The sequence below is a fragment of the Streptomyces sp. NPDC093109 genome (assembly GCF_040701725.1).
Lineage (GTDB): Bacteria > Actinomycetota > Actinomycetes > Streptomycetales > Streptomycetaceae > Streptomyces.
On sequence record NZ_JBFBEZ010000023.1, the window covers coordinates 55,794 to 77,921 of the forward strand.

Genomic DNA, 22,128 nt, shown 5'->3' on the forward strand with positions numbered 1-22,128 from the left:
TACCGACTGCTCCTCGTGGCTACTCCTCGACCAGCAGCCGCTCGCGCAGCTGCGCGAGGGTACGGGCCAGCAGCCGGGAGACATGCATCTGGGAGATGCCGACCTCCTGCGCGATCTGTGACTGCGTCATGTTGCCGAAGAACCGGAGCAGCAGAATCCGCTTCTCCCTGGGCGGCAGATCCTCCAGCAGCGGCTTGAGGGACTCGCGGTACTCGACGCCCTCCAGCGCCTCGTCCTCCGAGCCGAGCGTGTCCGCCACCGCCGGGGACTCGTCGTCCGTGTCAGGGACGTCCAGCGACAGGGTGGAGTACGCGTTGGCGGACTCCAGGCCCTCCAGCACCTCCTCCTCGGAGATGCCCAGCCGCTCCGCCAGCTCGTGGACCGTCGGCGACCGGCCGTGCTGCTGCGACAGCTCGGCCGTGGCCGTCGTCAGGGAGAGCCGCAGCTCCTGGAGGCGGCGCGGCACCCGTACCGCCCAGCCCTTGTCCCGGAAGTGCCGCTTGATCTCCCCGACCACCGTCGGGGTCGCGTACGTCGAGAACTCGACCCCGCGCTCCGGGTCGAACCGGTCGACGGACTTGATCAGGCCGATGGTCGCGACCTGGGTCAGATCGTCCAGCGGCTCGCCGCGGTTGCGGAACCGCCGCGCGAGATGCTCGACCAGCGGCAGATGCATCCGCACCAGCTGATTGCGCAGCTCCGCCTTCTCCGGGGAGCCGTCGGGCAGTTTGCCCAGGGCGATGAACATCGCCCGCGCCCCGCTGCGGTCGTGGGGATCGTGTCTGCTTCCGGGCCCGTTGGCGCGCTCGGAAGCGGGCGCGTCGGCAGGCGTGTCGCCCGGCGTGCTCGCGTTGCCGGGCGTACTGCCGGGTGTACTGCCGGGCGCCGCGCCGGGTGTGTCGCCTGGTGTACCGCCGGCGCCGGGCGCTTCCTCGCGCTGATTCCGCTGGATCTCGTGCTGCTCGCTCATAAGGGCCGCCCGCTCTGACTGCGCCTGCTCCGCCGCGGCCGTCTGGCCGTCACATCCGGTCCTCGGGAGGCCGTCCTCCGGGTGGGGACGGGCCTGCTGCTCCGGGATGCCCGCGGGGGAGCGCGCCGGCTCCGCCGGGGCGCCGTGGCCTCCCCGCGGCTCCCGTGGGATGTGTCCTTCGTCCCGCACCGGTCCGTCCCCGTTCGTCACGCCGGCCCGGGTCCCGCGCCGCGCTGTTTGTACAGACTGATGGTGACCGTACGGTCCTCGGCGACCGTCGAGTCGACCTTGCCGGCCAGCGCGGAGAGCACCGTCCAGGCGAAGGTGTCGCGCTCCGGCGCGCGCCCGTCGGTGGTGGGGGCCGAGACGATCACTTCGAGTGAGTCCTCGACAAGGCGGAACACGCAGCTGAGGACGGAGCCGGGCACGGCCTGCTGGAGCAGGATCGCGCAGGCTTCGTCCACCGCGATGCGGAGGTCCTCGATCTCGTCGAGGGTGAAGTCCAAACGCGCCGCGAGACCGGCCGTGGCCGTACGCAGCACGGACAGATAGGCACCCGCAGCGGGCAGCCGGACTTCCACGAAGTCCTGGGTCCCGGGCTCACCTGCGATCTGGGACACCCTCACCTCCAAGGTGGCACAAGCTCTTCAGGGCTCCGGGACGGGAAGTGTCCAGGAGCCTTCGCGGTACGCGTTATTACGTAGCCGGTCTGGACTGGCGACGCTATCGCGATCCATGGTGCCGTGTCGCCGGGACCCCCGATCGGCGTTGGTCACTCATGGTAAACATATGACCACGGAGTGTGGCTAGGGGTCTGTGGTGCCCAATTACGAAGAACCGGCGGAGGGTTGACGTACCCAGTCGTCAGACGATCGAACCGTCGACATAGCACCACCGCCAGCTCTCTCCCGGCTCGAAGCTCCGCATCACCGCGTGTCCCGTCTCCGTGAAGTGCTCCGTCGCGTGCCGGTACGGCGACGAGTCGCAGCAGCCGATCTGCCCGCAGACCAGGCACAGCCGCAGCTGTACGGGGTGGCTGCCGACGGCCAGACACGCGGGGCAGGTGTCGCCCCGGGGGGCGGGCTCGGGGCGCGGCAGTTCCGCGATGTGGACGCACTCGCTCATGATGACCAGGTTACGACGCATGTGAGGACTGCCGAATGGACGTACTGCCGCTGGTCGCGCTGGTGGCGGGCAGCGCGGCGATCGCCGGGGCCGCCCGCCGGACCCCGGTGGCCGCGCCGCTGCTGCTGGTCGCCGCCGGGCTCGTCGCCGCGTACATCCCCGGTGTGCCGGCGTACACCCTCGACCCGCACATCGTGCTGCCGCTGATCCTGCCGCCGCTGCTCTACACGGCGGCGGTGGACAGTTCGTACCTCGATCTGCGGGCGAATATCAGACCGGTGGCCCTTCTGTCGGTGGGTTATGTCCTCTTCGCGACGCTCGCCGTCGGCTGGCTCGTGTACCGGCTGGTGCCCGATCTGCCGCTCACCACCGCGCTGGTGCTCGGCGCCGTCGTCGCGCCGCCGGACGCGGTGGCGGCCACGGCGATCGCCCGCAAGCTCGGGCTGCCGAGCCGGATCACCACGATCCTCCAGGGCGAGTCGCTGCTGAACGACGCGACGGCCATCACCGCGTTCAAGGTGGCGCTGGCGGCGGCGGTCGGCGCGGGCGCGAGCTGGGGCGGTGGCGTCGGGGAGTTCGCGCTGGCCTCGGTGGGCGGGGTGGGGGTCGGGCTGCTGCTGATGGTGCCGCTGCACTGGCTGCGGACGCATCTGACGGAGGCCCTGCTCCAGAACACACTGTCGCTGCTCATCCCGTTCGTCGCGTACGCCGCGGCCGAACAGGTCGGCGCGTCCGGGGTGCTGGCGGTCGTGGTGGTCGCGCTCTATCTGGGCCACCGCTCGTGGCAGGTCGACTTCGAGACACGGCTCCAGGAGGCCGCCGTGTGGAAGATGGTCGCCTTCGTCCTGGAGTCGGCGGTCTTCGCGCTGATCGGGCTGCAACTGCCGGTCGTGCTGCGGGGGCTCGGGGAGTACGGGGTCGGGGAGGCGCTGGGGTACGCCGTCGGGATCTTCGTGGCGGTGGTGGTGGTCCGCTTCGTCTGGGTCTTCCCGGCGACCTTCGTGCCGCGCGCGCTCTTCCCGCGGGTGCGTGAGCGCGAGCCCGACACCGACTGGACGGCGCCGGTGGTCATCGGCTGGGCCGGTATGCGGGGCGTGGTGTCCATGGCGATCGCGTTCTCGATCCCGCTCACGCTGGACGACGGGAAGCCCTTCCCGGGCCGGAACCTGGTCCTCTTCCTGACCTTCGCCGTGGTGATCGGCACGCTGGTCGTCCAAGGGCTCACGCTGCCGCCGCTGATCCGGCTGCTGAAGCTGCCGGGCCGCGACCGGCAGGCCGACACCCTGGCCGAGGCGCAGGCCCAGAGCGAGGCGTCGGCGGCGGCGGAACGGCGGCTTGACGCGCTGCTGGCCGATGACGCCAACGCGCTGCCCCAGCCGCTGGCCGACCGGCTCCGCACCGTACTGGATCGGCGCCGCAACGCGGTCTGGGAGCGGCTCGGGGCCGTCAACGAGGTGACGGGGGAGTCCGCCGACGAGACCTACCGGCGGCTGTCGCGCGAGATGATCGAGGCCGAGCGCGCGGTCTTCGTGGAGCTGCGGGACCGGCGGCGGATCGACGACGAGATGATGCGGACGCTGCTGCGCAGGCTGGACCTGGAGGAGGCGGCGGTGTACCGGGAGGACGGCTCGGACTGAGCGGGCCGGGCCGCGAAACGGGCGGACCGCGTAAGCCCGGCGGGGGTACGGAGTTACGGCGCGTACGGGCTCATGTCCGGTCGGCCGGCTCGGGGCTGCCCGTGATGACGGCGGCGACGGCCGTGCCGGGCGGGAAGGCGCCCTCCGCCGCCAGCGTCGTCAGGCCGTACAGCATCTTGGCGACGTAGAGCCGCTCCACGGCCAGCCCGTGCCGCTCCTCGAAGTCCGCCGCGAAGGCGTCCAGCTCGGTGGGGACGCGCGCGAAACCGCCGAAGTGGAACCGGTCTTCGAGCCTCCACTCACCGGCAGGACCGGCGAACGCGGCGCGTTGGAGGTCCCGTATCCCCGCGTCCAGAAAGCCGCCCCGGAGGACGGGAAAGCCCAGCGCGCGGCCGTCCGTGCCCAGCCCGGCGGCCAGGCCGGCCAGGGTTCCGCCGGTGCCGCAGGCGATGGCGACGGTCTCGGCCGCGCCGCGCAGCTCCCGGCCGAGTGCGGTGCAGCCGCGTACCGCGAGGGCGTTGCTGCCGCCTTCCGGTATGACGTAAACGGAATCCGGCGCGAGGTCCGCGCCGGCGAGCAGCGCGGCCACCTCGGAGGGCTCCGCGCGGCGCCGGTAGGCCGTACGGTCCACGAAGAGCAGCCGCATCCCGTCGGCCGCGCATTGGGCGAGCGACGGGTTCAGCGGCCGGCCGGCCAGCTCGTCGCCCCGGACCACCCCGACCGTTGCGAAGCCCAGCAGCCGGCCGGCGGCGGCGGTCGCGCGCAGATGGTTGGAGTACGCGCCGCCGAAGGTCAGCAGGGTGCGCCGGCCGGCCTCGGCCGCCGTGCGCAGATTGGGCGCGAGCTTGCGCCACTTGTTGCCCGGCAGCTCCGGGTGGATCAGATCGTCACGCTTGAGCAGCAGCCGCACGCCGTGCCGGGCGAACCGCTCGTCCTCGACCGGCCGCAGCGGCGACGGCAGCCGGGGCCGCAGCGCGGCGAGGCCGGCGGGGTCGCCGGGGCCGGGCGTTCTGTGCGAGGTCATGGCCCCATTGTCGTATCCGCATGCCGGCGCGGGGGTGGCGACCCTGATGCCCCGTTTTTCGCAATCCATTCCCACTCGTATGAGTAATGGCGCGGATACGCCAAGTGATGGAACGATTCCCTGGCAGGTAGAACCATGATCGGGAAACGAGGGGGCACACTTCATGTCGGTTGCTGATGAGGTCCGTACGGCACAGATTCCGCCCCAGCAGAGTCTGGGTACGGACGCCGCGCGGAACCTGGCGACCACCACCAAGTCCGCGCCGCAGATGCAGGAGATCACCTCGCGGTGGCTGCTGCGCATGCTGCCGTGGGTGCAGGTGCAGGGTGGCACCTACCGGGTGAACCGCCGGCTCAGTTACGCCGTCGGGGACGGGCGCGTCACCTTCGTACAGACCGCCGACCGCGTCGCGGTCATCCCCGCCGAGCTGGGCGAGCTGCCCGCCCTGCGGGAGTACGCCGACGAAGACGTCCTGGCCGAGCTGGCGCGCCGCTGCGAGCAGCGCGAGTTCGCGGCGGGCGAGGTCCTGGCGGCGGCGGGCGACGCCGCGGACGAGGTCTATCTGCTGGCGCACGGCCGGGTGCAGAAGCTGGGCACGGGCCCCTACGGGGACGAGGCGGAGCTCGCGGTCCTCGCCGACGGCGCGTACTTCGGCGAGCAGGCGCTGGTGGACGGGGACGCCACCTGGGGCTTCACGGCCCGCGCGGTCACGGCGTGCACCGTCCTGGTGCTCACCCGGCGGGACGTGCTGAACCTCGCGGAGCGCGAGGACTCGCTGCGCGGCCACCTGGAGGCCTTCGCCTCCGTACCGCGGCAGCGGACGAACAAGTACGGCGAGGCCGCCATCGACCTGTCCGCCGGGCATGTCGGCGAAGCCGTCGTACCGCACACGTTCGTCGACTACGAGGGGTCGCCCCGCGAGTACGAACTGAGCGTCGCGCAGACCGTGCTGAAGGTCCACAGCCGTGTCGCGGACCTCTACAACCAGCCGATGAACCAGACCGAGCAGCAGTTGCGGCTCACGGTCGAGGCGCTGCGCGAGCGCCAGGAGCACGAGCTGATCAACAACCGCGAGTTCGGGCTGCTCAACAACTGCGACTACGGCCAGCGGCTCCAGCCGCACGACGGCGCGCCGACCCCGGACGACATGGACGAGCTGCTCTCGCGCCGCCGCGGCTCGAAGCTCTTCCTGGCGCATCCGCGGGCCATCGCCGCGTTCGGCCGTGAGTGCACCAAGCGCGGGGTCTACCCGGACAGCGTGGAGATCGCCGGTCACCACGTACCGGCGTGGCGCGGGGTGCCGATCTTCCCGTCCAACAAGATCCCGATCTCCGACGCGCGGACGACCTCGATCATCTGCATGCGTACGGGCGAGGCCGAGCAGGGTGTCATCGGGCTCCAGCAGAGCGGCATCCCGGACGAGATCGAGCCGAGCCTGTCGGTCCGCTTCATGGGCATCGACGAGCAGGCGATCATCTCGTACCTGGTCACGGCGTACTACTCGGCGGCGATTCTGGTGCCGGACGCCCTCGGGGTGCTGGAGAACGTCGAAGTGGGCCGCTGGAGCTGAGCGAGCCGAACAGCGCGGGCGGGCGGCGACAGGGGGCGCGCCCGCCCGCGTACCGGCCCGTACCCCTCGTGTCTGTGAGGTGAGGAAATGACCGTGACTGTGACCACGACCGGCGCGGACGTCGGCGCGGAGAGCCAGGACGCCGTGGCCCTCCTGGCGCGCACCCGTGCCGCCGTCGAACCCGAACTCCGCTCCGCCGTCGCGTCGTTGCCCCCGGCGATACGGCGGGTCGCGGCGTACCACTTCGGCTGGGAGCACGCCGACGGGAGCCCGGCGGACGGCGGGGCGGGCAAGGCGATCAGGCCCGCGCTCGTGCTCGCCGCCGCCCGTGCGCTCGGCGGGGATCCGGCCGGCGCCGTACGGCCCGCCGTCGCCGTCGAGCTGGCGCACAACTTCACCCTGCTGCACGACGACGTGATCGACGAGGACCCCACCCGGCGCCACCGGGCCACCGCGTGGACGGTCTTCGGCACCGCCGACGCCATCGTCGCGGGTGACGCCATGATGGCGCTCGCCCTGCGGCTCCTCGCCCAGGACCCGCATCCCGCCGCGTCGGCGGCCTCGGCCCGGCTCGCGGACTGCGTCATCGAGCTGTGCGCGGGACAGCAGGCCGACTGTGCCTTCGAGGAGCGCGGCCCGCACGAGGTGACGCTCGACGAGTGCGTCGCCATGGCGACGGCCAAGACGGGCGCGCTGCTGGGCACGGCGTGCGCGCTCGGCGCGCTGTACGCCGGCGCCGGGGAGGAACGGGCCGCCGCGCTGGACGCCTTCGGCCGGGAGGCCGGGCTCGCGTTCCAGCTCATCGACGACCTCATCGGCATCTGGGGGGACCCCGACCGTACGGGCAAGCCAGCCGGCGCCGACCTCGCCGCGCACAAGAAGTCCCTGCCCGTGGTCGCGGCGCTGGTCTCGGGCACCCCGGCGGCCGAGGAGCTGGCCGAGCTGTACCGGGGGCCGCTGGACGGACCAGAGGCGGTACGGCGGGCGGCCGACGCCGTCGAACGGGCCGGCGGGCGCGAGTGGGCACAGCTCCAGGCCGCCGACCGGATGTCGGCGGCTGTCCAGCAGCTGTCGTGCGCCGTGCCCGATCTGGCGGCGGCGGGTGACCTGCTGGCCCTCGCGGAATTCGTCACCCGACGCACCCGCTGAAATCCCCCTTCCGCCCCAACTCTAGGATCACAGAGTCAAGTTGGTGATCCAGGGGAGGGCCGGAACATGGACGACGTACGGATCAGACAGGCCGGGCAGGCCGACCGGGCGACACTGGTGCGACTGCTCGAAGACGCCTTCTACGACGACCCGGTGTGCAACTGGGTGTTTCCCGACGACGAGCACCGCCGCAAGGTCAACGGGCTCTTCCTCGGGGTGTTCGCCGATCTCGCCCTCGCCGAGGGCCGGGTGGACCTCCTGGAGGACGAGACGGCCCTGGCGCTCTGGCTCCAGATCCCGGCCGGAGCGCCCGAGGAGGAGGACGAGATCCCGGCCCGGATGCGGGAGGCGGCCGACCCGGACAACGAACGGGCCGAGCTGGTGGGCCGGTTGACGGGCGCGGTGCACCCCGAGGACCGGGCGCACGAGTACCTGCTGATGATCGCGGTCTCCCCGGAGCACCAGGGCCGGGGCCTGGGCCGCGCGCTGATCGAGCCCGTCCTCGAACGCTGCGACCGCGACGGGATCCCGGCGTATCTGGAGGCGAGCAGCGAGCGGAGCAGCCGGCTCTACGAGCGGCTCGGCTTCGACTTCGCCGAACACACGGTGGACCTCCCCGACGGTCCGCACATGTGGCCCATGTGGCGGGAGCCGAAGGCGCGTTGAGCTGTCGCGAGCACTGAACCGTAAGTGACGGACCCTCATGAAGCGCCGCCCCGCGCTGCGCCGGAAACGCGCCTACCGCTACAGTCCGCTGCCATGACAGCGGAGTCGACGGATACATGGGCGGGCTGGTACCGGGACCGCCAGGGGGCGGAAGCGATCACCCTCACCGCGGGCGGACGGCAGGTCCGCACCCGGATCAGGGGTGTGGAGTACGCGGGCGGCGATTTCGCCGCGCTCGAAGCGGTGGGTGAGGGCGAGAGCCTGTCGTCCTGCGTCATGGAGTGGGACATCCCGCTGCCCGTCAGCGCGGACGGCGCGGTCGAACAGGCCACGCTCAGCTGCCTGCTCGCCCTGGGCGAGCGGGACGCGGAGGGGCCGGTCGGCCGGGCGGAGCTGAGCCTGACGCTGCACTGCCGGGGCGCGGCGTACGCGTCGGGGATCGCCGGGGGCGGCTTCGAGGAGGCGCTCGGCCGGATCCGGAGCCAGCTGCCGACGGACACGGAACTGGCGGCGGAGCCGCTGGTGGGGGCGGCCTGACCGCAGTACGTGAGGTATGTGAGGTACCTGAAGTGCCGGATGGCCGTTCCCTCTTTGCCAGGGAGCGGCCATCCGCATTACCGCCCCGACCACTCCTCCACCCAGCCGCCGTCCGCCGCCGGATTGTCGTCGTACAGGACGAACTCTTCCTGGACGTCGACCGGTTGGAACCCCGCGCCGGTGATCCCGTCCAGCAGTGCCCCCAGCCGTACGCGCGCCACCGGCCGGCCGACACCCCGTACCCGCTGGGTCACGGCGCGCTCCTGCGCCCCGCCCGGCAGCGCCCGGCGGGCGTCACGGGAGAGATGCGCGGCGTGCTGCTCGACCACGGCCGTCAGCCGGCCCGCGTGGTACGGGATCGGCAGCCGCAGCGTGACGCGGTGCTCGAAGCGGCAGCAGGCGGGGAACGCGGCGGCCTCGGCGCCGTTCCGCGGTACGCCCTCGTTCCAGGGCGCCGCCGCGAGCCTGGTCCGTACGACCGTGAACCCGGCCTCCGCCAGGCGCCGTACGCACCGCTCGGTGGCGTGCCGCTGCTCGTCCAGACGGCCCGAGCCGCGCAGGGTGAGCGTCGGCCGGGACGGGGTGCGCCCGCGGTCCAGGACGACATGGGTGAGCCGCAGGCCGTGCGCGGCGGCCCACTCGTCGAGCGCGCCGGCCCGGTCGGTCCGGTCGGCCCGGTCGGCGCGCTCGACGCGGCCCCGGCGGTCGGCCCGTACGGTCAGCTGGGTTTCGAATTCGCCCTCGATGGTGCGGCCGAGATCGCGCCGGGGCGAGGCGCCGGTCTCCGCACGGAAGTCCACCGATCGACGTTACCAAGGCGGGGGCGCTGCCGCGCGTGGCTTGCTTACCACCTGCGCGGGTGGTTTGGGGCCGGTGATGAGTAAGAGACGGCCCATAGCCGTATGAGCGGGTAGACAGCTTAAGGAGCGATGAGATGGCCCACCGTATGACCGTGCCCGGTCTGTTCCCGCCGCCGGACTACGCGCACACCGCGGTCGTCGAGACGGGCCGGCGTCTGGCTTTCCTGGCCGGGTCCGTACCGCTCGACGAGGACGGCAAACTCGTGGGCCCGGACGACTTCGTGGCGCAGACCGAGCAGGTGCTGGCCAATCTGGAGAGCGCGCTGACGGCCGTGGGCTGCGGGACGGGCGATGTGGTGGCCACGACGGTGTCGGTCGCGACGAGCGATCCGGCGGACCTCAGCCGGGTCTGGGAGGTGGTGCGCGCGGGCGGGCTGCGCACCGGGCCGCACACGTCGACGCTGCTGGGGGTCGCCTGCCTGGGCTACACGGGGCAGTTGGTGGAGATCACCGCGGTGGCGGAGGTTCCTCCGGAGCGGTGAGGTGTACGGGCCGGGTCCGGTGATCGGGAGCGTAAGGAGTGTGCGGGACACATGCCGAAACGACCGAGTGACAGCGCGGGCACACGTACGAGCGGCGACGGTGGCGGCAGTGGGTGCGGTGGCGGTGACAGCGGGGGTGGTGGCGGCGGGCGGGGTGCCCGGGTCGCGGTGCTCTCCGATATCCACGGCGTCCTGCCGGCCCTGGAGGCGGTGCTCGCCGAGCCGGACGTCGCCGCCGCGGACCGGATCCTGGTCACCGGCGATATCGCGGCCGGCCCCCAGCCCGTCGAGGTGCTCGACCGGCTGGCGCGGCTGGGGGAGCGAGCGGTCCTGCTCGGAGGCAACGCCGACCGGGAGCTCGTCGAGGTGCGCCGGGGCGGGGTCGCGTCGATCCCCGACGGGATAGGCGCCTGGGCCGCCGGCCAACTGCGCGAGGACCAGGTGGCCCTGCTGGCCGCTCTGCCGCCCACCCGCTATCTGCGGGTCGAGGGCCTGGGCCAGGTCCTGTTCTGCCACGCGACCCCGCGCGACGACGAGGAGATCGTCGTGGTGGACTCCCGGCTGGCCCGCTGGGCCGAGGTCTTCGAGGGGCTGGGCGAGGACATCCGTACGGTCGTGTGCGGCCACACCCATATGCCGTTCGTACGGCTCGCCCACGGCCGTCAGGTCGTCAACCCGGGCAGCGTGGGTATGCCGTACGGCCGTCCCGGCGCCCACTGGGCGCTGCTCGGCCCCGGGGTCGAACTGCGGGTCACCGCCTTCGACATCGACGCCGCGATCGCCGGACTGACGGCGGACTGCGGCTACGGGGACATCGCGGAGTGGGCGGACTACTTCCTGCGCGCCCGCGCCGGCGACGCGGACGCGCTGGAGGCGTTCGCGCCGAAGGACGGGCGTACGGGGGCGGCCGGCTGACCGGCGGACCGGCCGTTGTCAGTGCCGTCTGCGAGAGTGGATGTCCGGCCGGGGATCGGGGGATCGGGGGATCGGTGGGAGAGAGGACGGACACGGTGGGGCACATGGACGAGGTCTGGCGGGTGACGGCGCGCACGGCTACGGACGGGTACGGGGACGGGTACGGGGACGGGGCCGTGCGGGTGGGCGAGATCCTGATAGACGACGCCGACTTCCCCTGGCTCCGCGGCCTGTTCACCCCGGGCCCCGGATTCGCGCCGCTGAAGCCGCTGTTCAACCGGGAAGTCGCGCTGCTCGGCCGGATCAACGAGGAGCCGGACGCCTGGGCGGCGGCGTGCGAGGAGATCGAGCGGTCGGTCGTCCTGGCGGCGCCTGCCGGGCCGGTGGCGGAGTTCCTGTTGCACATATCCGGCGACCGGGCGTGGTTCCGGTGGAGCGACAACCTGGTCACGGAGGACTGACGCGGGAGGGCGCTGGCGTCGGGCGGCGCGCATCGGTGGCGTCCGTGGCGGTGCCGGTGCCGGTTTGGGTGTCGGCGGGCAGCCGCGTCGCGAGGAGCGTGCCCGCGACGGCGACCGCCGCGAGGGCGGTCAGCGCCGGGCCCATCGAGGTACGGACGGCGCCCTCGGCGCCCGTCAGCATGGTCGCGGCGGCGACGCCCAGCATCGGGCCGACGTTCATCGCGGTCTGCTGGAGCCCGCCCGCGACACCGGCGGCCCCGGCGGGCGCGTGACGGACGACGACGGCGGTGGCGGTGACCATCACCGTGCTGAACCCTGCGCCCAGGACGAGGAAGCAGCCGCCGATCTCCGGGGCCGTCGACGCCGTGTCGAGCCGTGACAGCAGAAAGGTGCCGGCCGCGACGAGCGCCATCCCGGGCACGGCCGTGCGGCGCGGACCGTACCGGCGCAGGGCCACGGCGGCGAGCGGCGCCCCGGCGACCATCATCACGGCCAGCGGCAGCGCGCGCAGTCCGCTCTGGAGCGGGTTCAGAGCCAGCACGTCCTGGAGGAAGTACGTGGCGAGGAAGAGCGCCCCGAAGAGCGCGGCGGTCGCGGCCAGCAGCACACCCAGCGCCGAGGTGACGGTGGCCGAGCGGAACACGGCGGGCGGGATCAACGGGTCGGCGGTGGACCGCTCGTGCCGGACGAACGCGGCGGTGGCGGCGGCCGTGACGGCGAGCCCCAGCGCCGTCACCACGGGCGGCCCGCCCTCGGGCAGCGCGACGAGCGTGTGTACGAGAGCGACCAGGGCCACCGCGAGCAGCCCCGCGCCGGGCAGATCGAGCCGTACGGTACGGGCGGTTGCACCGGGCGCAGGCGCACCGGTCGTGGGCGTGCCGGTCGCGGCCTCGCCGCGCGCGGGCGCCGGGGTCCGTACGGCGAGCGCCAGCGCCCCGATGACCAGGGCCGGTCCGACGCCCAGGAAGAACACGGCCCGCCAGCCAAGCCTGTCGGTGAGCGCGCCGCCCACCACCGGTCCCGCGGCGGCAGCGAGGCCGATCGCGCTCGTCCTGAGGGCGATCGGCATGGCCAGCCGGTCGCTCGGGTACGCGGCGCGCAGCATCCCGAGCGTGGCCGGTTGCAGCAGCGCGCCGAACACCCCCTGCACGACGCGCAGGGCGATCACCCAGCCGACCCCGGGCGCCACCCCGATACCGGCCGAGGCAGCGGCGAAGCCCAGGATTCCGAGGGCGAAGACGCGCCGGTGGCCGTACCGGTCGCCGAGCCGTCCCGAGAAGACGAGCAGGCTCGCCACGGCGATGAGATATCCCGTGCTGACCCACTGGACCTGGGTGAACGACGCGCCGAGATCCCGCCGCAGGGCCGGCTGCGCCACCGTCAGCACGGTCCCGTCGAGCGCGACGAGGGCGGCCCCGGTGACGCTCATGGCGAGGGTGAGCCGCCGGCGTGCGCGGGGTTCTTCCGCGCGCATCAGTGCTCCGGTCCCAGGTGCGCGTCCAACGCGGCCCGCAGCAGCGGCTCGACATCGTCCGCGCCCGTCGCGAGCCGGAGGCTGCCCCAGGCCCACAGCTGGGCGATCCCGTGCAGATTCGCCCACAGAACGCCCGCCACCACGGCGGCGTCCGCGGCGTCTGCGTCGTCCCGTACCCCCGCTCGCCCGACCAGGTCCGTCAGCACGGCGAAGAGCGGCAGGCTGGTCTCGCGCAGCCCGAGCCGGCCGCTCTCCAGCAGATCGTGCCGGAACATCAGCTCGTACATCCCGGGCCGCTCCCGGGCGAAGCCCAGATACACCCGCCCCAGCACGGTCAACCGCCCCCGCGCCGTGCCCGGCGCGGCGGTCAGGGCCTCGCCCACCCGCTCGCCCAGATCGAGGAACCCCTGCCGGGCGATGGCGGACAGCAGCTCCAGATGGGTCGGGAAGTACCTCCGGGGCGCTCCGTGCGACACCCCCGCGTGCCGGGCGATGGCCCGCAAGGACAGTGCCTGTGCCCCCTGACCCTCCAACAGTTCGACGCCCGCCCGCACCAGACGGCCCCGCAGGTCGCCGTCCGGCTCACTCACAGCACTCACAGAAGACATAGACAGTGTCTACCAGGTGGTAGTAGACACTGTCTACGCTTCGGTGGTCCGCCGTGAGCGCCACGAGCGGGTCCGTATACTCGCTGGCCTGTCCGGCAGTGGGGACCGGGCGACGGGAGGGGCGCGACATGCCGGGTGCAACCGGGCCGATCCGGTCGGGGCTGGCGCTGGCCTCCGGCCGGTACCGGCTGGAGGAACAGATCGGACAGGGCGGCATGGCGGCCGTGTTCAAGGCGCACGACACGGCGCTGAACCGGACGGTCGCCGTCAAGACCATGCTGGCCACCCTCGCCCACGACGAGGTGCTCCGCGCCCGCTTCCGGCGCGAGGCCCAGTCGGCGGCCCGGCTCAGCCATCCCAGCGTGGTGGCGGTGCACGACACCGGCGAGGAGCACTTCGAGGGCGGGGAGCGGATTCCGTACCTCGTGATGGAGTTCGTGGCGGGAGGCACGCTGAGCGAACTGCTCGCCCGCGACGCGGCGCTCGGCCGGGGCCTGCCGCTGGACCGTGCCCTCGCCCTGTCGGCCGAGGTGCTGGCCGCGCTGACGGCCAGTCATGCCGCCGGAGTCGTGCACCGCGACATCAAGCCCTCCAACGTCGTGGTGGCGGCCGACGGGCGGGTCAAGGTGATGGACTTCGGGATCGCCCGGATCCTGGACGCGGTCGGGCAGGGATCACCGCGCACGGCCCTGACCGCGGTCGGCGATCTGATCGGCACCCCGTACTACATGTCACCGGAACAGTTCGACAGCCGTGGCCGGGCCGTCGACGGCAGAGCCGATCTGTACGCGGTGGGGGTCATGCTGTTCCAGCTGATCAGCGGCGGGTCCCGTTCGAGGGCGACTCCGGCTTCTCCATCGGGTACCTGCATGTCACCGTCGCGGCGCCGACACTGGCCTCGGTGGGCTGTCGGGTCCCTGACCCGGTCGAGGAACTGGTCGCCCGCGCCCTGGAGAAGCAACCCGAGGACCGGTTCCGGGACGCCGACGAGATGCGCGCGTACATCGAACACGTACGCGAGCGCGTCAAACCCGGACCGACCACCCCGTACCTACCCCCGAAGCCACCCACCGCCCCCACACCGATCCCCGGCCCCGCCCAGATCACCCCGACCGCCCCGGCTGCCCCGACCACCCCGGTCGATCCGGCGCGGGAGCGGGCGGACAACCGGATGCGGGCACGACGGCTGCGCCACGGATACCTCCTGCTCATCCCGGCCCTGCTGCTCCAGGGCATACGGCCGGGCTTCGCCCTTGTTCCGCTGGCATTCGCGATATGGGGACTCTGGGCCTCGGCCGTCGGCGGTGCGTCCCGCGTCGGTCAGCGGCGGGGCCCGGCGCTCGGCTTCTTCCAGGCGACAGCCTTCGTCCCGCTGCTGGGCCACCTGTTTCTCATCCTGGTGTCCCTCACCCGCCTCAACGGCTCGTAGAGGAGAGCCGGCTGTCGGAATGACGTGACCGACGGCCGGGGCGGTAGTGGTGGGCGCGCCCGGCCACCGCACGTCCGGGCGCACCGTCCGGCCACCGGGGGAGTCTCGGCGCCGGGAGTGGGTTGTCAGTTCTCTGCCGGAACGATGAACCAGCGCCTCGGCCCGTCCTCGGAGTCCTCGGCTTCGGCCTGCTTCATGGCCTCCACCAGGTCCGCGTACTCCGGATTGATCCACTCCATGACGCGCCTTCCCTCGGGACGGAGCAGCCTACTCGTCCTTCGGCTTTGGCTGGGGCTTCGGCTTCTTGGGGATCAGGACGATCGGTCCGCAGCCGCCCGGGGGCGTGTGCCAGGTGGACGAGCCCACCGTGATCCGGTTCTCGTCCGGACCCTGCCACAGTTCCAGATCCGGCGTGTACCCGGCTTCGGTGATTGTGGCGAGGGTGTCTTCCGTGACGCCTTGAAGGTAGCCGGACGGCTCGGGGCGCTGCGGGTAGTGGTGGACGAAGTCGCCGCCGAGGCGGGCGCACAGGTCGGCGTACAGGAGTGTGTGGAGGATGAGCGCGTGCCATCCCTCGTCGACCACGGGCGACGGCGCGATCCTGGCGTCCCGGAAGGCGGCGGCGGTCGCGACGAACGCCAGCGCCTGCTCCACGATCCGGCCGGCCAGTTCCGCCGTCATGTCCGGGTTGCTGTCCATGACCGTCGCGCGGACATCTGCGAACTGGGTGCGGGTGAGTAACGCGCGGGCGTCCCGTGTGGGGGTCGTCGTGGTGGTGGTAGTCATAGAGGTGCCTCCCTCTCTTGTGGGTGGGTGGTGGAACCCGTTCCGGCCGGGGTTTCCTGGCCGGAGTCGTCGGCCGGGACGGGGGCTCAGTGGGGGCGTGCGGGTACGTACCGGCGCCCGGGGGGCTCGTGGGCGCGCTGGTGTATGACGATCAGGTCCTGCTCGCAGGTGCGGCAGGCGAACAGCGGGGTCTCGGCGGCGTGTGTGGCGGCGAGGTTGATGTTCACGGCGTGCAGCCGCACGGGCAGGGCCGGCCCCTGGGCAGGTGAGGGCGCAGGCACGGCGCGGACGACGTGTCGGGGAAGTCGCCGTCCCCAATGGGATCTCCGCGCCACAGGAGTGTGATGCCGTGCTCTGTGCAACGCGTGAACGACGCCTCCTCCTCGGGAGAAGTCGTGACTCCCCTCCGGGTATCTGGTCACCGTGCCTCCCCGGGGGCGGCGAGTGTGGTGGCCTGGTCGTCGTCGCCGAAGGTTGTCGACGTATACCCGCCGGCTGCCGTGATCCGGTGCTGGTATTGGCCGCGGTTGCCGTGGCGGGTGAGCCGGTCCCAGTGGTGCACCAGGCAGATCAGGGAACGGCCCGGCGCCACTTCGGACATCTCCGCCATGTCCGTCACCAGCTCGTCGAAACGGGGGCGGTCCTCATCGGTGAGCGCCTGGTCGCCGAGGTCGACCCAACGGCCGACGATCTCCCAGCGCTGCGCGGCGGCCCAGTTCTGGCAGCCCTCCAACCGAAGGTTGAGGATGCCCCGGCCTCGCCCGAGTCGGCCGGGGTAGCGGTCGTAGATGAAGACGAGCGGTGGCTCGGCCTTGGTGTCGGACATGGTCGGCTCCATGTGACGGCTCGTACGGCATGTCTCGGCGACGGGCCTCAGAGCTCATCGATGAGTTGATATGAGCCCAGCGTCACTGCCCGACAAGCGAACAGCGCTCACAGCTTGTGAGTGCTGTGAGCGCTGTGAGCGTCCACACGACCACCTGCTACAGGCCCACCCAGGACGCCATGTGCGCCAGATTGTCCGGTGCCGAGCGGGCTCGGCGGACCAGACCCGAAATCGTCTCCTGGGCACGGGGGTGATAGCGCGTCTGCTCCGGGGCAGCCGCACGTGCTTCCACCAGATGCTTCAGCGCGGCGTCCGTGTGCCCGGTCTCCATCTCTACAAGCGCTCGGTCAACGAGGAACCGGGCTCGGCGACTCGTCAACGTGCCGGCCGGTAGCTTCATCCTCCGAGCTTGGACCAGCGCCCGGTCGTATTGGCGCATCTCTACGGCCGCACCCATCTCGTGGAGCGCGATGTTCGTGTGGCCGAAGCTGAGCCAGTGGATGTCGCCGGCTTCGCCGCCGACTCTGCCCGCCAGCTCGCGGGCGGCCCCGATGTGGGACGCCACGGTGGCCTCGTCGCCCGCCCGCGCCGCGACCGCGGAGGCTCCGAGGTGCAGCTGTCCGGCCACGGCCAACGACTCCCTGGACGATTCGAAGGCGAGCAGGCTGTGACCGGACGCGATGAGCCTCTGACCGACGGCGGGCGTACCGGCCTTGTGGTACCCGAGCGCACGCTTGTACTGCCGGATCGCCGCGAGACACGGATCCGACGCCCTCGCGGCAGCCCAGTCCATCCGGTCCAGTGCCACCACTGACAGATCGGAGTACCCGACCTTGACGGCGATGTCGTGTGCCGTCCGGTAGGCGCTGGCAAGTGCCTGCCACACGGGAGTGGACGGGGTCGTCCACGCCACGTGTGTCAGCTCAGCGATGACCCACGGGAGGTCACGAGCGGCTAAACGCAGGTGGGTAGCTCGCACCCGCTGACACACCCGATCCGCCTCGGTGACGAGAACCGTGGCCGGCCGTGCGGACAGGTCGGGATTCGCCCCCAGGTCGTACAGATCGAGCGCCTCACGGATAGGCCGAACCAGCGAGGCGAGGCGGTTCTGCCGCAGGTCGCTGACGTACGGCTGCCCCGTCAGTACGGTGGCGTCGATCCCGAGGGCGCGCGACACGGCTGCGACAAAATCCGAGGTCGTCGGCCGAGCGCCGCACTCGACCTGATTGAGGAGGCTGTACGAGTAGGGGATCCGATCTGCCGGCTGACGCTGCGTGAGGCGCGCCAGCTTCCGCTGTTCCTTGATGCGGGTGCCGGTGTGGTCGTCGTCGGGACATCTGGGCATACTTGTCTCCGTTCCTGACTCGTCATCTGGAACGGTACGCGCGTCGCCCCCCGATCCAACCCTGGTTCGGGGGCGGTTGCGTGTGGTCGACTTGGCCCATGACGTCGACTCTCTACCTGTTCAGCAGCGCGGCGCCGCCTGTCTTCGACGTGGCGCAGGTGATCGAAGACGCGCAGCGCCGAGGGTGGGATGTTCGCCTCGGGTTGACGCCTACGGCCGCGCGCTGGCTGGAGCCGCAGCGCGCCGAGCTGGAGCGGCTCACCGAAGGCCCGGTGCGCTCCGAGTACAAGATGCCTGGTGAACCGGATGTCTGGCCGAAGGCGGACGCAATCCTCGTGGCGCCGGCGACGTTCAACACGATCAACAGCTGGGCACTCGGGCTGACCTCCACATTCGTGGTCGGGGTGGCCGCCGAAGGCATAGGCAAGGGCATCCCCATCGTGACAATGCCGTGCGTGAATTCCGCCTACGCACAACACCGGCGGCTCGACAAGAGCGTGGAGGAGCTGCGCGACATGGGTGTGAACGTGCTGTACGGCGAAGCTGGGTTCGTCCCGAACCAGCCCGGCGAGCGGCGACCGTACCCGTGGGCGACGGCGCTGGACGCGATCAGCACGCGGACATGACGAGAGCGTCCTACGAGCTGCCCGTCGCCTCGTTCAGCAGCAGATACAGCAGGCCGACCAGGCTGCCACTGCTGACCAACTCGCGGCGGTCGATCATGCCCGGGACTTCCGAGATCGGGATCCACTCGATCCGGTCGGACTCGTTGGCCTCGGTCGGCGGGCCCGTACACGACGCGGCCTCAGCGCGGAAGACGAGTGCCCGGAGTCGGTGATGCCGTTCGGGGGCCGCGCGTAAACCAGCGGCTTGACGCGCTCCACGGACGGTCCACCGCATGAGCCCAACGCCCTTGTCCCGGTGAGGTATCCAGCATGTCACTCTGACGAGAATCGGGGGAGCTTCCGACGTGAGAGAGGGCTCGGCGGTGGTGGCTGCCGAGCCCTCTCTCTACCCGTCTGACCTGCTCTCTCGCCGTTGACGACGGTGAGAGCCCGGCGGGGTTCAGTCAGGCCTTCTTGGTCTCCCAGAAGATCTTGTCGATCTGGGCGATGTAGTCCAGAGCCTTCTGGCCCGTGGCCGGGTCGGTCGAGCCCTTGGCCGTGGAGAGGGCCTTCAGGGTGTCGTTGACCAGCTGGTGCAGCTCCGGGTACTTCTCGAAGTGCGGCGGCTTGAAGTAGTCGCTCCAGAGCACCGAGACGTGGTGCTTGGCCAGTTCGGCGCGCTGCTCCTTGATGACCGTCGCGCGCGCCTGGAAGTGGGCGTCGTCGTTGCCCTGCATCTTCTCCTGGACGGCCTTGACCGACTCGGCCTCGATGCGGGCCTGGGCCGGGTCGTACACGCCGCAGGGGAGGTCGCAGTGGGCGCTGACCTTCACCTTGGGGGCAAACAGGCGGGAAAGCATGGAGCTGTCCTTCCTCGTGATCGTCTTCTCAGGTGGGACATTACTCCGTGAGAAGAGGTATTTCGCAGGTGCCCCTGGGGCTTAGGACGAAAGTCCGGGGTCGGGACGGGACCCGGGTCGCACCGTACGGTGGGAGCGGAGGTGGCCGATGACGGAGGACGGGCGGGAGCCGGGGGCGCGCTGGGGCATTGCCGAGGTGCGCGGTCCCTCCATGTATCCCACGCTCAAACACGGCGATCAGCTGCTCGTGCGCTACCGCGCCTCGGTGCGGCCGGGTGATGTGGCGGTGCTGCGCCACCCCTTGCAGCAGGATCTGCTCATCGTCAAGCGGCTGATCGAGCGACGCGGCGGCGGCTGGTGGGTGCTCGGCGACAATCCGGGGGCCGAGGGTGACAGCCGGGTCTTCGGGGCGGTTCCCGAGGAGCTGCTGCTCGCCCGGGTCAGGGTGCGCTACCGGCCGCTGGGCGATCAGCGGTCGGCGCGCGCGGTGGCCTCCTGGCTGGTTTCCGCGGTGCGTCCGGTGGCGGCGGTGCGTTCGGTCTCCAGGCGTTTGCGGGCCCGGTAGGCGGCGACGTTGGCGCGGGTCGCGCAGCGGTCCGAGCAGTAGCGGCGCGACCGGTTGGTGGAGGTGTCCAGATAGGCGTTGCGGCACGGCGCCGCCTGGCACAGGCCTAGCCGGTCGACCCCGTACTCCGTCAGATGGAACGCGAGGCCCATCGCCGCCGTCGCCGCGTAACCGGCGGTCGCGTTGGACGGGTGCTCCGCGAGGTGCATGTGCCAGCGCGGCCGGCCCTCGGCGTCGAGGAGTTCGTGCCCGGAGATCTGCGGGCTGACGGGGAACTCCAGCAGCAGTGAGTTCAGCATGTCCACCGCTCGGACGGCCTCGCCGTCGTCCGCCGCGGTGAAGACCGCGCGCAGCCGCGTCCGTACGGACCGGAAGCGGGTGACGTCCGCGTCGGTGGCGCGCCGGGCCGCCAGGGAGTTGGGGCCGAAGAGGGCGCGGACGGTCTCGACCGAGGTCAGGGTGTCCGTGCCGCGGGCCGGTTCCTCGGTGTTGACCAGCCGGACGGCATAGTCCGAGTAAGAGGCCAGTTCCACTTGTAGTCCTTACGGGAGCGGGCTAGTGTCGGTTTCGCGGCGGTAATAGGTCGCGCCGCTTCCAGGGTATTACGTGGGAGGTTCTTGTGACGGATACGAACACGCGCGCGGATGTCGGTACCGGTACGGACTGGCGCGCCTGGCAGGAGAGCTGGGACCGCCAGCAGGAGTGGTACCTCCCCGACCGCGAGGAGCGTTTCCGGGTCATGCTCGACATGGTCGAGGCCGTGGTCGGCCCCGAACCGCGCGTGCTCGATCTCGCCTGCGGTACGGGAAGTATCACGGCCCGGCTGCTCCACCGGTTCCCCCGCGCCGTCAGCACCGGCGTCGACCTCGATCCCGCCCTCCTCGCCATCGCCCGCGGCTCCTTCGCCGGTGACGGCCGCGTCACCTTCGTCACCGCCGACCTGAAGGACCCGCGCTGGCCGGAGCTGCTGCCGTACGACAGCTATGACGCCGTTCTCACCGCCACCGCCCTGCACTGGCTGCACGAGGAACCGCTCGCCGCGCTCTACGGCCGGCTCGGCGCGCTCGTCAGGGACGGCGGCGTGTTCCTGAACGCCGACCACATGCCCGATGACAGCACGCCCAGGATCAACGCCGCCGAGCGCGCCCACCGCCATGCCGCCATGGAGCGGGCGAAGGCCGCGGGCGCCGTCGACTGGGCCGGGTGGTGGGAGCTGGTCGCCGCCGATCCGGTCCTCGCGGGACCGGCCGCCGAGCGGTTCCGGATCTACGGGGAGCACGCCGAGGGGGACACGCCGTCCGTGGAGTGGCACGCACGTCAGCTGCGCGCGGCGGGCTTCGGGGAGGCGCGGGCCGTCTGGTCCTCGCCGTCCGACTCGCTGGTTCTCGCGCTCAAGTGACTCGGATACGGAACGGGGGCGGGAACGGGACCGGGGGCGGTACGAAAACCAGTACCGCCCCCGGTCCCGTTCCGGTTACAGCACCTTCGACAGGAACGACTTCGTACGGTCGTGCTGCGGGTTCGTCAGGACATCGCGCGGGTGGCCCGACTCCACGACCACCCCGTCGTCCATGAAGACCAGCGCGTCGCCGACCTCCCGTGCGAAACCCATCTCATGGGTGACGACGATCATCGTCATGCCGTCCTCGGCGAGCCCGCGCATCACGTCCAGCACATCGCCCACCAGCTCCGGGTCGAGAGCCGACGTCGGCTCGTCGAAGAGCATCAGCTTCGGCTCCATCGCCAGCGCGCGGGCGATCGCCACCCGCTGCTGCTGGCCGCCGGAGAGCTGCGAGGGGTAGTTCCCCGCCTTGTCGGCCAGCCCCACCCGGTCCAGCAGCTTCTCGGCGCGGGCGCGGGCCACGGCGCGCGCCTCGCCGCGTACCTGTACGGGCGCCTCCATGACGTTCTCGATCGCCGTCATGTGCGGGAAGAGGTTGAAGCGCTGGAAGACCATGCCGATGTCCCGGCGCTTCCTGGCGACCTCGCTGTCCTTCAGCTCGTAGAGCTTGTCACCCTTCTGGCGGTACCCGACCAGCTCGCCGTCGACCGAGAGCCGGCCGGCGTTGACCTTCTCCAGGTGGTTGATGCAGCGCAGGAAGGTCGACTTGCCCGAGCCGGACGGGCCGACCAGGCAGAACACCTCGCGCGGCGCCACCTCCAGATCGATGCCCTTGAGGATGTGGGCGGCGCCGAAGGACTTGTGGACGCCCTCGGCCTTCACCATCGGGGTT

25 protein-coding genes and 3 pseudogenes are annotated in these 22,128 nt (G+C 71.6%); 13 read left to right on the top strand and 15 right to left on the bottom strand.

Going from position 1 to position 22,128, the window contains the following annotated elements:
• Positions 1 to 19 precede the first annotated feature (19 nt).
• The 3 genes from AB0389_RS22305 to AB0389_RS22315 form a co-directional block, all read right to left on the bottom strand.
• Complete coding sequence (locus AB0389_RS22305; RefSeq protein WP_366397196.1) at positions 20 to 1,180, bottom strand: SigB/SigF/SigG family RNA polymerase sigma factor; 1,161 nt, start codon at positions 1,178 to 1,180, stop codon at positions 20 to 22.
• Entirely contained in the window at positions 1,177 to 1,590 is a 414-nt protein-coding gene (locus tag AB0389_RS22310) for an anti-sigma regulatory factor (protein WP_114622250.1), read from the bottom strand. Before AB0389_RS22310 ends, AB0389_RS22305 begins: the two co-directional genes overlap by 4 nt.
• Positions 1,591 to 1,834: 244 nt before the next feature.
• Positions 1,835 to 2,095 carry a UBP-type zinc finger domain-containing protein gene (locus AB0389_RS22315; RefSeq protein WP_366397197.1) on the bottom strand — a complete coding sequence of 87 codons (261 nt, stop codon included), beginning with the start codon at positions 2,093 to 2,095 and terminating at the stop codon, positions 1,835 to 1,837.
• A 35-nt stretch (positions 2,096 to 2,130) separates the two neighbouring features.
• Between AB0389_RS22315 and AB0389_RS22320 the strand changes: the two genes are divergently transcribed.
• The gene (locus AB0389_RS22320) at positions 2,131 to 3,732 is read left to right on the top strand and encodes a Na+/H+ antiporter (protein ID WP_366397198.1); all 1,602 of its coding nucleotides are present in this window, start codon (positions 2,131 to 2,133) and stop codon (positions 3,730 to 3,732) included.
• 70 nt (positions 3,733 to 3,802) lie between these two features.
• On the opposite strand, the gene AB0389_RS22325 is transcribed toward AB0389_RS22320, so the two are convergent.
• Entirely contained in the window at positions 3,803 to 4,756 is a 954-nt protein-coding gene (locus tag AB0389_RS22325) for a pyridoxal-phosphate dependent enzyme (RefSeq protein ID WP_366397199.1), read from the bottom strand.
• 163 nt (positions 4,757 to 4,919) lie between these two features.
• Between AB0389_RS22325 and AB0389_RS22330 the strand changes: the two genes are divergently transcribed.
• The 4 genes from AB0389_RS22330 to AB0389_RS22345 all read left to right on the top strand — a co-directional run bounded on the left by AB0389_RS22330 (position 4,920) and on the right by AB0389_RS22345 (position 8,678).
• Positions 4,920 to 6,326 (top strand): family 2B encapsulin nanocompartment shell protein, encoded by a 1,407-nt coding sequence (locus AB0389_RS22330; protein WP_366397200.1) that lies wholly within the window; start codon positions 4,920 to 4,922, stop codon positions 6,324 to 6,326.
• A gap of 87 nt (positions 6,327 to 6,413) precedes the next feature.
• Positions 6,414 to 7,475, top strand: a complete 1,062-nt coding sequence (locus AB0389_RS22335) for a family 2 encapsulin nanocompartment cargo protein polyprenyl transferase (protein WP_366397201.1) — start codon at positions 6,414 to 6,416, stop codon at positions 7,473 to 7,475.
• Positions 7,476 to 7,541: 66 nt separating this feature from the next.
• Positions 7,542 to 8,141 (top strand): GNAT family N-acetyltransferase, encoded by a 600-nt coding sequence (locus AB0389_RS22340; protein WP_366397202.1) that lies wholly within the window; start codon positions 7,542 to 7,544, stop codon positions 8,139 to 8,141.
• 93 nt (positions 8,142 to 8,234) lie between these two features.
• Complete coding sequence (locus AB0389_RS22345; RefSeq protein WP_366397203.1) at positions 8,235 to 8,678, top strand: DUF6304 family protein; 444 nt, start codon at positions 8,235 to 8,237, stop codon at positions 8,676 to 8,678.
• Positions 8,679 to 8,755: 77 nt separating this feature from the next.
• On the opposite strand, the gene AB0389_RS22350 is transcribed toward AB0389_RS22345, so the two are convergent.
• Entirely contained in the window at positions 8,756 to 9,478 is a 723-nt protein-coding gene (locus tag AB0389_RS22350) for a hypothetical protein (protein WP_366397204.1), read from the bottom strand.
• A gap of 134 nt (positions 9,479 to 9,612) precedes the next feature.
• Between AB0389_RS22350 and AB0389_RS22355 the strand changes: the two genes are divergently transcribed.
• The 3 genes from AB0389_RS22355 to AB0389_RS22365 all read left to right on the top strand — a co-directional run bounded on the left by AB0389_RS22355 (position 9,613) and on the right by AB0389_RS22365 (position 11,396).
• Entirely contained in the window at positions 9,613 to 10,020 is a 408-nt protein-coding gene (locus AB0389_RS22355) for a RidA family protein (protein ID WP_366397205.1), read from the top strand.
• Positions 10,021 to 10,071: 51 nt separating this feature from the next.
• Positions 10,072 to 10,935, top strand: a complete 864-nt coding sequence (locus AB0389_RS22360) for a metallophosphoesterase family protein (RefSeq protein ID WP_366397206.1) — start codon at positions 10,072 to 10,074, stop codon at positions 10,933 to 10,935.
• 104 nt (positions 10,936 to 11,039) lie between these two features.
• Positions 11,040 to 11,396 (top strand): hypothetical protein, encoded by a 357-nt coding sequence (locus tag AB0389_RS22365; protein WP_366397207.1) that lies wholly within the window; start codon positions 11,040 to 11,042, stop codon positions 11,394 to 11,396.
• Here AB0389_RS22365 and AB0389_RS22370 read toward each other — a convergent pair.
• Positions 11,383 to 12,870, bottom strand: coding sequence for an MFS transporter (locus AB0389_RS22370; protein ID WP_366397208.1), 1,488 nt, complete (start codon positions 12,868 to 12,870; stop codon positions 11,383 to 11,385). The two genes, AB0389_RS22365 and AB0389_RS22370, sit on opposite strands and share 14 nt — an antisense overlap.
• Positions 12,870 to 13,478 (bottom strand): TetR/AcrR family transcriptional regulator, encoded by a 609-nt coding sequence (locus tag AB0389_RS22375; RefSeq protein ID WP_366397209.1) that lies wholly within the window; start codon positions 13,476 to 13,478, stop codon positions 12,870 to 12,872. The genes AB0389_RS22370 and AB0389_RS22375 overlap by 1 nt, the downstream gene beginning before the upstream one ends.
• A gap of 128 nt (positions 13,479 to 13,606) precedes the next feature.
• Between AB0389_RS22375 and AB0389_RS22380 the strand changes: the two are divergent.
• Positions 13,607 to 14,299 (top strand): annotated as a pseudogene (locus AB0389_RS22380) (protein kinase); the annotation flags it as partial.
• 80 nt (positions 14,300 to 14,379) lie between these two features.
• The gene (locus AB0389_RS22385; RefSeq protein WP_366397271.1) at positions 14,380 to 14,907 is read left to right on the top strand and encodes a hypothetical protein; all 528 of its coding nucleotides are present in this window, start codon (positions 14,380 to 14,382) and stop codon (positions 14,905 to 14,907) included.
• 267 nt (positions 14,908 to 15,174) lie between these two features.
• Here the strand turns inward: AB0389_RS22385 and AB0389_RS22390 are convergent, their stop codons facing one another.
• The 4 genes from AB0389_RS22390 to AB0389_RS22405 form a co-directional block, all read right to left on the bottom strand.
• Positions 15,175 to 15,693, bottom strand: a complete 519-nt coding sequence (locus AB0389_RS22390) for a hypothetical protein (RefSeq protein ID WP_366397210.1) — start codon at positions 15,691 to 15,693, stop codon at positions 15,175 to 15,177.
• An 86-nt stretch (positions 15,694 to 15,779) separates the two neighbouring features.
• A complete protein-coding gene (locus tag AB0389_RS22395) occupies positions 15,780 to 15,974 on the bottom strand; it encodes a hypothetical protein (RefSeq protein ID WP_366397211.1) in 195 nt (64 codons plus the stop codon).
• Between the two features lie 137 nt (positions 15,975 to 16,111).
• The gene (locus AB0389_RS22400) at positions 16,112 to 16,519 is read right to left on the bottom strand and encodes a hypothetical protein (RefSeq protein WP_366397212.1); all 408 of its coding nucleotides are present in this window, start codon (positions 16,517 to 16,519) and stop codon (positions 16,112 to 16,114) included.
• 157 nt (positions 16,520 to 16,676) lie between these two features.
• Positions 16,677 to 17,864 carry a helix-turn-helix transcriptional regulator gene (locus AB0389_RS22405; protein WP_366397213.1) on the bottom strand — a complete coding sequence of 396 codons (1,188 nt, stop codon included), beginning with the start codon at positions 17,862 to 17,864 and terminating at the stop codon, positions 16,677 to 16,679.
• A 98-nt stretch (positions 17,865 to 17,962) separates the two neighbouring features.
• On the opposite strand from AB0389_RS22405, the gene AB0389_RS22410 reads away from it, so the two are divergent.
• Positions 17,963 to 18,490 carry a flavoprotein gene (locus tag AB0389_RS22410; protein WP_366397214.1) on the top strand — a complete coding sequence of 176 codons (528 nt, stop codon included), beginning with the start codon at positions 17,963 to 17,965 and terminating at the stop codon, positions 18,488 to 18,490.
• A gap of 10 nt (positions 18,491 to 18,500) precedes the next feature.
• Here AB0389_RS22410 and AB0389_RS22415 read toward each other — a convergent pair.
• Together AB0389_RS22415 and sodN are read right to left on the bottom strand one after the other, a co-directional pair.
• Positions 18,501 to 18,739: pseudogene (locus AB0389_RS22415) on the bottom strand (NUDIX hydrolase); the annotation flags it as partial.
• A 194-nt stretch (positions 18,740 to 18,933) separates the two neighbouring features.
• On the bottom strand, positions 18,934 to 19,329 hold the full coding sequence (sodN, locus tag AB0389_RS22420) for a superoxide dismutase, Ni (RefSeq protein ID WP_329063580.1): 396 nt from the start codon (positions 19,327 to 19,329) through the stop codon (positions 18,934 to 18,936).
• A 136-nt stretch (positions 19,330 to 19,465) separates the two neighbouring features.
• On the opposite strand from sodN, the pseudogene sodX reads away from it, so the two are divergent.
• Positions 19,466 to 19,894: pseudogene (gene sodX, locus AB0389_RS22425) on the top strand (nickel-type superoxide dismutase maturation protease); the annotation flags it as partial.
• Here the strand turns inward: sodX and AB0389_RS22430 are convergent.
• Positions 19,798 to 20,427 (bottom strand): CGNR zinc finger domain-containing protein, encoded by a 630-nt coding sequence (locus AB0389_RS22430; RefSeq protein ID WP_366397215.1) that lies wholly within the window; start codon positions 20,425 to 20,427, stop codon positions 19,798 to 19,800. The pseudogene sodX and the gene AB0389_RS22430 sit on opposite strands and share 97 nt — an antisense overlap.
• An 86-nt stretch (positions 20,428 to 20,513) precedes the next feature.
• Between AB0389_RS22430 and AB0389_RS22435 the strand changes: the two genes are divergently transcribed.
• A complete protein-coding gene (locus tag AB0389_RS22435) occupies positions 20,514 to 21,293 on the top strand; it encodes a class I SAM-dependent methyltransferase (RefSeq protein ID WP_366397216.1) in 780 nt (259 codons plus the stop codon).
• A 75-nt stretch (positions 21,294 to 21,368) separates the two neighbouring features.
• Here AB0389_RS22435 and AB0389_RS22440 read toward each other — a convergent pair whose 3' ends face one another.
• A complete protein-coding gene (locus AB0389_RS22440) occupies positions 21,369 to 22,121 on the bottom strand; it encodes an amino acid ABC transporter ATP-binding protein (protein WP_366397266.1) in 753 nt (250 codons plus the stop codon).
• Positions 22,122 to 22,128: the final 7 nt, after the last annotated feature.